At 47.8% G+C, this 12698-nt stretch carries 13 protein-coding genes; all 13 read left to right on the forward strand.

Annotated elements, in window-relative coordinates:
- Window positions 1-44 precede the first annotated feature (44 nt).
- The 13 genes from CXK86_RS06225 to CXK86_RS06280 all read left to right on the forward strand — a co-directional run bounded on the left by CXK86_RS06225 (window position 45) and on the right by CXK86_RS06280 (window position 12559).
- Entirely contained in the window at window positions 45-458 is a 414-nt protein-coding gene (locus tag CXK86_RS06225; protein ID WP_083684969.1) for a DoxX family protein, read from the forward strand.
- Window positions 459-656: 198 nt separating this feature from the next.
- Window positions 657-1358 carry a pirin family protein gene (locus CXK86_RS06230; protein WP_036612794.1) on the forward strand — a complete coding sequence of 234 codons (702 nt, stop codon included), beginning with the start codon at window positions 657-659 and terminating at the stop codon, window positions 1356-1358.
- Window positions 1359-1402: 44 nt separating this feature from the next.
- The gene (locus tag CXK86_RS06235; protein WP_076253683.1) at window positions 1403-1738 is read left to right on the forward strand and encodes a hypothetical protein; all 336 of its coding nucleotides are present in this window, start codon (window positions 1403-1405) and stop codon (window positions 1736-1738) included.
- Between the two features lie 174 nt (window positions 1739-1912).
- Window positions 1913-3508 carry a spore germination protein gene (locus CXK86_RS06240; protein ID WP_051447282.1) on the forward strand — a complete coding sequence of 532 codons (1596 nt, stop codon included), beginning with the start codon at window positions 1913-1915 and terminating at the stop codon, window positions 3506-3508.
- A gap of 4 nt (window positions 3509-3512) precedes the next feature.
- Window positions 3513-4712 (forward strand): Ger(x)C family spore germination protein, encoded by a 1200-nt coding sequence (locus tag CXK86_RS06245; protein ID WP_076253682.1) that lies wholly within the window; start codon window positions 3513-3515, stop codon window positions 4710-4712.
- The gene (locus tag CXK86_RS31815; RefSeq protein ID WP_036612790.1) at window positions 4705-4926 is read left to right on the forward strand and encodes a hypothetical protein; all 222 of its coding nucleotides are present in this window, start codon (window positions 4705-4707) and stop codon (window positions 4924-4926) included. The genes CXK86_RS06245 and CXK86_RS31815 overlap by 8 nt, the downstream gene beginning before the upstream one ends.
- Before the next feature lie 56 nt (window positions 4927-4982).
- On the forward strand, window positions 4983-6185 hold the full coding sequence (locus CXK86_RS06250) for a GerAB/ArcD/ProY family transporter (RefSeq protein WP_076253681.1): 1203 nt from the start codon (window positions 4983-4985) through the stop codon (window positions 6183-6185).
- Window positions 6186-6315: 130 nt separating this feature from the next.
- Window positions 6316-7146 (forward strand): uroporphyrinogen-III synthase, encoded by an 831-nt coding sequence (locus tag CXK86_RS06255; protein ID WP_076253680.1) that lies wholly within the window; start codon window positions 6316-6318, stop codon window positions 7144-7146.
- A 206-nt stretch (window positions 7147-7352) separates the two neighbouring features.
- Complete coding sequence (locus CXK86_RS06260) at window positions 7353-8852, forward strand: cobyrinic acid a,c-diamide synthase CobB (RefSeq protein WP_076253679.1); 1500 nt, start codon at window positions 7353-7355, stop codon at window positions 8850-8852.
- Between the two features lie 178 nt (window positions 8853-9030).
- Window positions 9031-9753, forward strand: a complete 723-nt coding sequence (locus CXK86_RS06265) for an SDR family oxidoreductase (protein WP_235193706.1) — start codon at window positions 9031-9033, stop codon at window positions 9751-9753.
- 43 nt (window positions 9754-9796) lie between these two features.
- Window positions 9797-10435, forward strand: coding sequence for a ThuA domain-containing protein (locus tag CXK86_RS06270; RefSeq protein WP_036667831.1), 639 nt, complete (start codon window positions 9797-9799; stop codon window positions 10433-10435).
- 72 nt (window positions 10436-10507) lie between these two features.
- A complete protein-coding gene (locus tag CXK86_RS06275) occupies window positions 10508-10888 on the forward strand; it encodes a phasin family protein (protein ID WP_036612779.1) in 381 nt (126 codons plus the stop codon).
- On the forward strand, window positions 10889-12559 hold the full coding sequence (locus CXK86_RS06280) for an ABC1 kinase family protein (RefSeq protein WP_036667829.1): 1671 nt from the start codon (window positions 10889-10891) through the stop codon (window positions 12557-12559). It begins immediately after the preceding gene.
- Window positions 12560-12698 lie beyond the last annotated feature (139 nt).

A 12698-nucleotide genomic window follows, 5' to 3' on the forward strand; every position in this document is an offset into this window, starting at 1 on the left:
TGGGCTACATGTGAAGTCAAATATAATGAGGAAGGAAGATGAACATGAATAATAAAAGTGTAGAGATTGGATTACTTTTCTCAAGGATTATGATCGGTTTGATCTTTGTATTGCACGGCTGGAGTAAATTCGAAGGTGGAATCAGCGGTACGGTAGGTTTTTTCGAAAGTATTGGTATTCCCGGATTTCTTGCATCCGTTGTAGCCATCATTGAGTTGGTAGGTGGTGCAGCGATGATTCTGGGTCTGGGAACACGTGTGTTTGCTGCTCTGTTTGCCATCGTGATGGTTGGCGTTCTGTTTACAGCCAAAGTGGGTGAGCCGTTCCTGAGTGGTACCGAGTTAGATTACCTGCTGCTTGCGGGTTCCCTGACACTGCTCTTCACAGGAAGCCGCCTCCTGGCCGTGGATTATCTGTTCTCCAGACAGGGGAGCGCTCGCCAGAATGTGAGTGCTTGATTTGACTAACGATTGCTAAAAATAATGAAGTGCAGGATGAGTCCTGTAACGAGGTTCTTTATTGGCCAGGCCGGTTCGGGAATTGATTTGCGAACCGGGCTGATCAGTAGAGAACTTTTTTCGTTTGGACGACATGCCTGAGGTTTGTTACAATGAGAATAAGTATGCTACTAAGAAAAAATAAGGAGGATGCATTTTATGATTAACGTCATTCCATCCGATGCCCGCTCCAGCTTCGATCGAGGCTGGCTCCGTGGTAGTCACAGCTTTTCTTTCGGAGAATACCAAGACCCGGAGAATACGGCGTTTGGACCGATGCGGGTAGCGAACGACGATGTGATTGCGCCTGGTCGCGGTTTTGGAGCTCACCCGCATAGTGATATGGAGATTGTATCGATCGTACTGAACGGCAAGTTGCGACATGAAGATAATCTGGGCAATGTAGCCGTTACAGGCTTTGGTGGTATCCAGCGGATGTCAGCAGGCAGTGGCATGATTCATACCGAACATAATGCATCCGATACCGAAGAAGTACGTTTGCTTCAGCTCTGGTTCATGCCACAGACAAAAGGGTTGGAGCCCTCCTATGAGACGACATCATTTGATCCAGCGGCATTGGCAGGAGCACTCGTGCCGATTGTATCCCCAGATGGGGGACCAAGAGTTGCGACCATTCATCAGGATATGACGATCTACCTTGGCCGATTAGCCAAAGACGAAACGTTAACCTTTAATCAGGATGCAGGCCGCCGAATGTACATTTTCTCCATCGAAGGCAAGCTGGGATTGGATGGAGAGTACCTGTTGAACGAAGGCGACACGGCTCGTGTGGAACAGCGGGATTCAATCGAACTGCAAGGAAACGAAGATACGTTCTATATGATTATTGATTTGCCGTAGATGGCTGATGAAATGAACTCCAAGATGAAGGAGGATATACACGTATGGCGCAACAGGAATGGTTTATGGTTAAACATGCGGTGACCGGACGAGGATTAGCTAATAGCAAAACAGATTCGCTGTCCTATCGGTTCCAACAAGAAGGTACAGGTTTCATATTTACCGTTACGGGTCTGGACGAGCAGATTGTGGAACAGATTATGGAGCTTAGACAGGAACTGAACGTATTTCGATTTGTCCAACGCAAGGATCAGCCCCTTTTGAAACACTGGTACTACGTAGATGGTGAACAGGTAGTATACGACAGGGAGAGTCACACGCTAAGCATCTATGCGAAGTCGGAGATTCGTTATGTGCCTGAAGATTATTTTGCGGATTAACTTATAAGTACCTATAGAACTTGGAACATCCCAGAGGTCTCTGTTAAATACAGAGGCCTTTTTGCTGTCTAAAAACTCAGAGAATTTAATCGTAATTTTGCAAAAAAGACCACATAATTCCCTGCTGTCTGGCACAAGCTACCTTGTATAAAAACAAGAACGGAGGGGCGGCATATGGCAGACAAAACATCTGGGAAAGACAAGTCCGGACAACCGGGACGAGCTTCAGAAGAAAAAAAACATATTCCTTTGGGACTGCCGTCCCCACCTTTTCTTCGGCAGCCAATTAGTGCAGTACATGAAACTCAGATTAAGGCGGTAAAGGAGATATTCTCCGATTGTTCTGATGTGGTTTTTCGCAACGTCATGATTACGCCTGAAGTGAAAGGACTTCTGGTCTATATCGAAGGCATTGTCAATTCGGCTGATATCCAGGAACACATGCTGCGACCGATTATTCGAGGGCTGGTGCAGCAGCGCACAGATGAACCTGATGTTCCACTGGATGATACAACCGTTGAGCTAACACAGGTGAAGCGAGTGGATACCTGGGCTGCTGCGACAGAAGGGGTGCTGGCATCCTCTGCCCTTCTGGTGGTCGATGGAAGTAACAAAGCCTGGATGTTCAATGTCAAAGGTGGCGTCAGACGTGGTGTGGAGGAACCGCAGACAGAATCCGTCATTCGGGGACCGCGGGAGGGATTTACCGAAACGCTCCGTGTGAATACGGCCTTATTGCGGTTCAAGCTGAAAACACCTGCGCTCAAGATGGTGAGTATGACCCTTGGAACAGACACCAAGACAGATATTGTGCTGACCTATCTAGAAGGTATTGCTGATCCAAAAACGATTCAAGATGTCAAGAAACGTCTGGAAAAAATTAATATTGATGGCATCCTGGAGACGGGTTATATCGAGGAACTGATTGAAGATCATCCGTATTCCCCTTTCCCTCAGATGCACTATTCGGAGCGGCCGGATACCGTTGCAGGCAATCTGTTGGAAGGACGCTTTGCCATTATGGTAGATGGAACCCCATTCTCGCTAATTGCTCCAGTCACGATGTGGCAGATGCTACAAGCCAGCGAGGATTATTACGAGCGATTCTTCATCAGTAATCTGGTGCGGTGGATTCGCTTCCTATTCGTAGCCATCGCTCTGTTCCTGCCAGCCTTGTATATCTCTATTACAACATTTCATCAGGACATGCTGCCAACTACGCTGATTCTGAGTATTGCGGGTGCACGGGAGGCTATACCTTTTCCGGCTTTGGTGGAAGCCCTCATCATGGAGCTGTCGTTCGAAGCTCTCCGGGAAGCGGGGGTCAGGTTACCCAAGACAGTGGGTCAGGCTGTCAGTATCCTCGGTGCACTCGTGATCGGACAGGCGGCAGTTCAAGCGGGGATTGTATCCGCACCGATGGTTATTATCGTATCCATGACAGGAATAGCTTCCTTCACGATCCCGCGATTTAACTTCGCGATTACGGTGCGTCTGCTCCGATTTCCGATCATGTTACTAGCAGGTATGCTTGGACTATACGGCATCGTCATCGGCTTGGTCCTGATCTCGGTGCATCTGACACAGATGACTTCGTTCGGTGTCCCATATCTCTCTGGTCTTAGCCCGTACAGTAAAACAGATACCAAAGACATTCTCATTCGTGTGCCATGGTGGAAAATGATCAATCGTCCTTCTACGGTACATCGGGATCAGAAACGGATGACCGAAAAGATCAACGGTTCCCCTGAAGCTGAGGAAGGGTGGTGAACCCATGCAGATCATATATAAGTACCGGGCAGTGATAGCGCTGTTGTTATGTACCACTTTTATTTCAGGTTGCTGGGATCGTAAGGAGATTAACGATGTTGCCTTTGTGATTGGTATTGCTGTTGATAAGGAGGGGGACAATTACAGATCCAGTCTTCAGATTGCTCTGCCAGGACAATCCGGTTCTTCCGGTAGTGAAGGAGGCGGAGGCGGCACGAGTGGGGATAAATCCTGGTTCATGTTATCCAATACAGCCAAATCTGTGCATGGTACGTCTATTGAAGGTCAAAAGGAACTTTCACGAACAATCTATTACGCGCATCGCCGTACGATGCTTATTGGTGAGGAGCTTGCCCGGGATGGCGTGGCCCCCATGCTCGATCTGTTTACACGGTATCCGCTGAACCGACTCTCTGCATTGCCAGTGGTCACAAAAGGTGCAGCATATGAGGTCATGGATACGGATGCACCTATAGAGAAGTTTCCATCCGAGATGGTGCGGGAACTGTGCTTCCTCAATATGCGTAATCCACGTTCACTTAAAACGTTTATAGATGCCATTCTGAGTGAAGGTGTCGATCCATTCCTGCCGGTCGCTTCGAAAGTGAGCAATGTTCCAAAAGGGTGGAAGGACGCCAAAACAAACATAAAGCTGGATGGGTTGGCCATTTTCAAGAAAGATAAGCTGGTTGGCATGATTGACAAAGCTCCAGCCGATGCGCTCATTCTTGCTATGGGCGAGGCCAATGCACCGGAGATTATGGTTAAAGCTCCTGGCGGAGATGGAAATATGTTCATCAAGTTGAACGAGAACAACGCTTCACTACATCCCAGTATCAAGGCTGATAAGGTCACCGTGAATATTGAATTATATGCCAAGGGAGTTCTCGTAGATAACGAATCCAATTATGGCGACCGGCGTGAGAATGAGATTCTGAAGTTACATGAAGCCATTCACGAGAAAATAAAATTGGATATCGAGGAAGGTGTCCGGTTGGTTCAGGGAAAATACCATGCGGACATCCTTGGAATCGGTCGATCCATTCATCAACATCTGCCGGCCAAGTGGGACACGATGAAGGATCGTTGGGATGACATATACCCTGAAGTTGAGGTGACGGTTACCCCCCATGTCCTTATTGAAAACGTTGGGGTGAGCAATAAACCAATTGGCGTCGGAGAGGATGAAGTTGTACATGATTAAACCACTCTTATTTACCTTCCTGGCCATGGTAATCGTGGTCATTTTGATGGATTTCAGACATTTGAAACAGGCAGCTGCCATTAATCGCTGGCTATCCTATAGTTTGATAGCAGTGGCTACAGGCATTTGGTTCTATGTGACTAATCTAAGCAAAACCTTATTTGTGTCGGTATGGATAAGCCACGTTATCCAGCGCTTACTGCCACTGCCCTAGGTTGTGGACAGGATGCATTAAGTTTGCGAGATCGCGAGAGGGAAAGGAGGTATATCATGAATCAGAGAGTGACACACCGTCAGATGATCCTGCTCGTGCTGCTGCTCAGTATTTCAGGAACGTTAATTCAGCCTCACGCGCAAGCTATCTACTATGCGGAACAACACGCTTATCTCTCGTATATACCTGTAGTCTTAGTGATGCTTGCATCCATGTGGATGTTAAGTCGGGTCCAGCGGAGATTTCCGGATCAGGATCTATTTCAAGCCCTTGCTGGGCGATTCCCCTTTTTGGGAAGGCTCGCAGGATTGATGTACATTTTGTTTTTTTTCTTTGTGTTTGCGAGGGATATCCGGTTAACGGGGGATTATATCAGCATAACTTTGTTAGAGACCACGCCCATCTCCATCATTGTGTTATCTCTGATCGTTATGGGAGTTTTTATCGTCAGAGGTGGGCTCGGCTCCTTAATCGGTATGTCGGAGTTGTATGTGACATTGTTTCTCTTAAACTCCGTGATTGTGCCTTTCATGCTCATTCAACAGATCAATATGGATAATTTGATGCCGTATTTTCACGTTGATGTTACGGGAGTGGGCAAGGGGAGTTGGTACATATTTTCGTTTTACGGAGAGATGATTGCATTACCTTTTGTTATCAAAGGCAGTGATTTTCGATATAAATCGGTTGTGTCAGGTATTATCCTCTCTGCACTCCTGATGATGCTAATCCTTGTGGAGACCATTACCTCCATTGGAGTTCCTATCGCTTCAAGGTTGGTGTATCCCTCCTATGAACTGGCAAGACAATTGCAAATCAGTGATTTCTTGGATCGGTTTGACCTTGCGCTGGCAGCGGCAACCTTGCCTACCATGATCACGAAGATTGCATTTGACCTGTACTTTGTCTGCTGGGGATTGAAGCGAATCATTCCGAACGTATCGGGAAAGGTGTTGACAGGCCCGATTGCCCTCGTCGGATTTGTCTGTGCATTCTGGTTCTTCCGAAATGCCATTCAGCTCAATCGTTTTACTCGGGAATGGACGTGGATCGCCATTGTATTTGAAGTGATGTTCCCTATCGTGCTGTTTCTTTTCCTTCGTCCTCGCAAAAAGGATAAAAAAGAATCTACCCAACAGAGATCGGGAGAACAGTCAAAGAAAGAGAAACATGAGCCGGAACAAAAATCGGCTGATTCGGAGAAGGACGGAGAGAAAAGACGGAAAGATTCTCATGGCGGAGAACTCCAGCCTTCCTGATGCATTCCATCAAAAATCCTTATAGATGAACGGGCAAAAAGAGGGAAAGTACAGTTTCCCTCCACAGAAGTACCCTGTATACTGTAGTCAGACTGATGAACATTCGGCTGAACTAACGGGGGGAACATGAATGGCTCAACATTTGGCAGGTGTACGTGTAGCATTGACAGGACCACGAAAATCGAAAGAAATGTCCATACTGGTTGAAAAAATGGGTGGAATCCCGCTTGTGCGACCGGCACAGGGGACCGTATTCCTGGATGATCGGAGTATCAGGGATGGGCTGGTATCCTGGATCTCAGACCCGCCAGATTGGGCGGTATTAACGACGGGTATGGGATTGGATGCATTGTTTGAAATGGCTGAGGATATGGAAGTGGCAGGCCAATTGTTGGATGTATTATCAGAATCCTCAATTGCGGCAAGGGGATACAAGACGGTGAATGCGCTCAAAAAGCGCAAGCTAACACCGCTGGTACGAGATGATGACGGTAGCACGGACGGGCTCATCCGAGAATTCACCCCACATGATCTCGCAGGGAAAAAGGTTATGTTGCAGCTTCATGGGGAGACAGCTCCCAAACTCGTTGCATGGTTGGAAGAACAAGGTGCCATCGTCAGACAAGTGCTTCCTTACCGCCATGTACCGCCAGAAGAGGCAGAACTGGAACAGTTATTGAATGAAATTCTAAAGTACGAAGTAGATGCTGTTGCGTTCACAAGTGGACCGCAGGTTAGGTTTCTGACGCAATATGCGGCCTCCCAGGACAAGCTTGAGCCGATGCTTGCAGCCTTCAGACAAGGTGTAATTCCTGCGTCTGTAGGTAAAGTTACCGCAAACTCCATGCGTGAAGAAGGCATTGAGGCACTGGTCATTCCGGAGGAAGAGAAGATGGGAGCACTCATCGTTGAGCTTGGACGTTACTTTGCAGCAGGGCGTGCGGCCAAGATTAGAGATTAGTGGCCTGCTTTTAGATCAGTTCGATAAAAAGCTTTTGGCGTCGCTTCATGAATAAAAAGTGTGCATTAATCTTAACCGCATCGCTATATGATGCGGTTTTGTTTAGATTATAGAATTTATACGTTACAACTAAAATACGAATGTACATCCTTGATAGTGCTTCGATCAGAAGCTTTTCTTATCTCGAAGAAAAGGTGGAAATGACGATGACCATTGCAGATCGTAATGCCAGACCCCGACTTATCATTGCAGGGACCGGAAGTGGTGCAGGAAAAACGACAGTAACCTTGGGGCTGATGAGGGCACTTGCCCAGCGTGGCTTGAGTGTACAAGGGTTCAAATGCGGCCCGGACTATATTGATCCGACATATCATACCGCCGTCACGGGCAGACCGTCACGTAATCTGGATGCATGGATGACATCGCCTGAATACGTGAGAGATACGTTCGAGAAGGCATCGGCGGGACATGATATTTCCATTATAGAAGGCGTTATGGGCCTTTACGATGGCAAAGATCCGCTCAGCAATACAGGCTCAACTGCAGAGATTGCTCTGGTCACGCAGACCCCTGTGATTCTGGTTGTGGACGTACGCAGCATGGCTCGCAGTGCGGCCGCGATTGTCCTGGGTTTTCAACAGTTGGATCCTGAATTAAATATTGCCGGAGTGATCGTCAACCGGTGTGGAAGTGCGGGTCATTATACCATTGTGAAAAAAGCCATTGAGCAGATGTGCGGAATTCCGGTGGTTGGCTGGCTGAAGCGGGATGAAGACATGTCCATTCCTGAGAGACATCTGGGACTTGTACCTGCCATTGAGCGGGGTGAATTGAAACCATTATTTCAGCGGGCTGCCGATGTGCTGATGGAAGGCACCGATCTGGATCTGCTGCTGGAGCTGGCGACAAGCGCCCCACCTTTGAATGAAGAAGAAGTGATTCCTGCAACTACTGCCCAAGCTGATTCGGCTAATGCTGAATCAGGCTCGAATTACGATCCACTTTCCAATTCAGTGATCCATGTTAATAATCGACATGTATCATATGCGATGCAGCCTGTCATTGCCGTTGCGCGCGATGCGGCATTTAATTTCTATTATCCCGATAATCTGGAATTGCTCGAAGCGGCCGGGGCTCGATTACATTACTTCAGTCCGCTCGCTGGCGAAAGTATTCCAACAGATGTGGATGGCATCTATTTGGGTGGCGGGTTTCCAGAGGAGTTTGCAGCAGAGATTGCCGGTAACCAAGATTTCTTGGAAGGACTTCGACGGGCAGCACAATCCAACATGCCTTTATTTGCTGAGTGTGGTGGTTACATGGTACTTGGAGAAACGTTGACCGACCGAGAGGGAGTTACTTTTGACATGGCGGGCATTATCCCCGCACAGGTGCAGATGCAGAAGAAGCGCGCTGCGCTTGGCTACCGTGAAGCGAGTAGCGTTCAGGATTCCTTTTTACTGAAAAAGGGTGAAGTACTTCGAGGTCATGAATTTCATTATTCGACAATGACCTATCGTGATGAAGAAACGATTCCTTATGCGTATGAGACCAAGGGGATGCGTGGCTTGAAGCAAGAGGGATATGCCGCAGGCAACATCGTGGCGGGGTATACGCACGTTCATCTGGGCTCTTATCCGGCAGCTGCTCAAAGATGGGTGGAACATTGTTTAGCCTATCGGCAGGAGCGAGATATGCAGAGATAATAACAGCTATTTATAGCTCAAATAGATAGCTGAATTCAATAAGCAAAATGGCTCTAATCTCGCTTTTACCTCCTGAGTCTTTGGTCGTGAAGTTGGCAATCCTATTCTGAATTAAAGGTTTTCAGATGAATATGTGGAATGAATAAAAGACAGAATCATTATGCGAGGGAGGGACATCATGATGAGAACCGTATGTGTAACGGGAGCTGCTCGTGGATTGGGATTGGCTTTGACGGCACAGATGCTGAAGAGAGGGTATCTCGTGTATGCGGCCGGTCTGGACGTGGAAGATTCCGAGGGAATTCGTATGCTTGCAGAAGGATATCCTGACCATCTGCGCGCCATCGAACTGGATATCGCGGACGACCTGTCGGTAGCACTGTTCACGGAGACATTGAAGCTGGATACGAATCATTTGGATATGCTGATCAATAATGCGGCTATACTAGGAAGTATTACGGATCATATCCGCGGGCCGTTGAATATGGCGGAGATGGCTGAAGTATTTAATGTGAACACCTTAGGTACACTGCGTGTGACTCATTCCCTGTTACCCCTCCTTCTTCAAGGACAGGTCAAGCTGATTGTTGATATCTCTTCCGAGGCTGGAAGTATAGAACAATGCAGTCGGGATGGGTGGTATGCCTATTGTATGTCCAAAGCTGCTTTGAACATGCAGGCCCGTCTTGTGCACAATGGTCTGAAGGATGAAGGCGGACAAGTGATGCTTGTGCATCCCGGTTGGGTACAGAGTTATATGAGGGGCGAATTGGATGTTGCTGCGGATCTCACGCCCGAGCAATCTGCACAGCATATCGCAGTACTTATCGACCGCCATGAACAGTTTAAAGGAGATCAGCCCGCATATGTGGACTACAAGGGAGAGAAGCTCCCCTGGTAGTTGGTTTTATACAGTGAGGTGAACAAGAAAGGAGATTAATTGAATGGATCATCGTAAAAAAGCATTATTACTTGGCGATTATACACATCCGGATTGGCACCCGCTTCAGGGGGTGGATGCGGAGATTAGCCGAATTTTCCATGATACTATGACTGTGCAGTGCAGTGAGAATCGGAATATGCTGCTGCAAGAAAATATAACCGGGTTTGATGTATGTATCTCATACATGGACGATTGGAAGGGTAAAGTCTCTCCACAGCAGACAGCAGGTTTGTTGTCCTATGTAAGTAATGGGGGTGGACTGGTCATTATACATAACGGCATTTCGCTCCAAAATCGTTATGAGCTCAAACAGATGATCGGTGCCAAGTTCCTGCATCATCCGGCGTATGCACCGCTTGAATTCACTGTAACGGCGGAAAGCCATCCCGTGACGGAGGGCATTTCGAATTTCACAATGGAAGAAGAGCCTTATCAGTTCGAATTTGGTTCTTTTGCCGAAACGAAAATATTACTTGAATATCAATCCGAAGAAGGACCAAAGCCTGCGGTTTGGGCTCATCGATATGGTGTTGGGCGTATTGTTTATCTGATGCCGGGTCACCATGTGCCGTCTTTTGCACACGAAACGTACCGGAAGTTACTTCTGCAAGCAGGCAAATGGGCTGCGCGTTACGTCTGATCGGACTGACATTTTTGCATGCAGAGTATAAGGGGTATAATATAGAGATCAACGAAGAGGAGGATGACAAAAATGAGCGATTTGTTCAAAAAGGCGATCTCGTTAGGGCTTGGTCTTACTGTCGTAAGCAAAGAAAAAATTGAGAAAACCGTGGATGATTTGGTCAAGCGCGGGGAACTTGCGCCCGGTGAATCCAAAGCTTTGGTTGAACGTCTGCTGGAACGGGGCGATGAAGAGCAAGGCCAGTTCAAGAGAGTGATTCAAGAACAGGTCAAGCGTGTGCTTCAGGAAGCTGGTGTGGCATCCGAAAGTGATGTAACCAGTCTGGAACAGCGCGTTGCCGTTCTGGAGAAAAAACTTGCCGAACTGGGCCACTCACCACAGCTTCAACCTGATGAATCCCCAGCTCCACTTGAAGTTCCTCCTCCTCTCAAAGGAAACGAGATCGAGTAGATGGCAGTGCGAATCAAACATGTCGGCAGATACCGTGAAATTGCCATGGCGCTAGTGCGTCATGGCTTCGGTTATATGGTCGAGGAGCTGGGTTTGTTCCAGTTGCTGGCTCTGCCCAGACGGTGGATGTCGCGTGAAGCACACACCACCAAAACGCTGAGTGAACGTATTAGGCTTGTGCTGCAGGAGCTGGGGCCAGCTTTCGTTAAGCTGGGGCAACTCGCAAGCACAAGGGCAGATCTGTTGCCTGAGTCTGTCATTCGTGAGCTGGTGAAGTTACAGGATCAGGTCCCGCCGTTCTCTTCCGAGACGGCACGGGGTATTTTGGAACAGGAATTGGATACACCGCTGGAGGAGATCTTTTCCCGGTTCGAGGATACCCCTGTAGCTGCGGCCAGCATTGGACAGGTGCATCTGGGCAAACTTCAAAGCGGTGAATCGGTAGCCATCAAGATTCAGCGTCCCGGTATATCGCGTATTGTGCAGCGTGACCTGGATATCTTGCGTGAACTGACAGCCATGGCCGAGAAGCGCTGGGACTGGGTGAAGCAATATCAGATTCCGCAAATGGTCGAAGAATATGCTCAGGCGTTGATGGCCGAGCTGGATTATACGGTCGAAGGCCGAAATACGGAAAAGATTGCACAGCAGTACCAACAGGACAACAAGGTGAAAATCCCGGCAATTTACTGGGATCAGACTTCGTCCCGTGTGCTCACTATGGAGTATATCGAAGGTATCAAACTCAATGATCGTGAAGAACTGGTCAGACGCGGCCATGATCTGAACAACATTGCCGAGCGGCTGGTGGATTCATTATTGAATCAGATCTTTATTCAGGGTTTCTTTCACGCTGACCCACATCCGGGCAATCTGATGGTATTGAAGGATGGACGTCTTGCTTTTATAGACTTCGGTATGGTGGGCAGTCTGAGCGACGAGATGAAACAACAGCTCGCTTCACTTATTATTGGGTTAATGCGCAAAGATACGGACAGTATGATCCGGGCGATTGAAAAATTGGGCATGATGCCAGATGACATGGACCTGCGTGGTCTTCATGTGGATTTGGACAAGTTACGTACCAAATATTACGATATTCCCTTTTCCAAGATTAGTGTGGGTCAGGCGTTGAATGACTTGTTCGGCGTAGCTCAGAGGCACCGGGTTGTCATGCCTGCTGATATTCTGCTGCTAGGTAAATCGTTGCTGACGATGGAAGGTGTAATTGAACATCTCGATCCTTCCCTGAGCATTGTAGATATGGCCGAGCCTTTTGGGCGGAAGCTGATCAAGGAACGTTTTAGCGCTGGAAGAATCAAGAATCGCTTGTTCCGCAGTGCGGCCGATATGGCCGAGAGTGTCATTGGTCTGCCAGGGCAGTTAAGGCAATTATCATCCATTATTAGCAAAGGCAAGCTGAGGCTGGAGATCAGTGTCCCTGAACTCGATGCACTCATGCGTAGAATGGACCAGATTAGTAATCGGCTGTCTTTCAGTATCGTGTTACTCGCCTTTTGTATCATTATGGTGGGATTGATTATCGGTTCTTCGATCAGTCATCAGTCCACGATGCTGTGGGATATTCCGGTCATTGAGATTGGTTTCCTGGTGGCGATTCTGATGGTGGCTTTCCTGCTCTATTCGATATTCAAATCGGGAAGGTTCTAGCAACAGCATTACATCACAAGAATACCCGTAAAGAGACTTTCTTCAAAGGATCTTTGCGGGTTATTTTTTGTGAATAGAGAATTGGTGAGTAAATTATAGAAAGATTAAGATAATAGAAGAAAAGGTTCTGTTTTTTCGC

The organism is Paenibacillus sp. BGI2013, assembly GCF_002843485.1.
Taxonomy (GTDB): domain Bacteria; phylum Bacillota; class Bacilli; order Paenibacillales; family Paenibacillaceae; genus Paenibacillus; species Paenibacillus amylolyticus.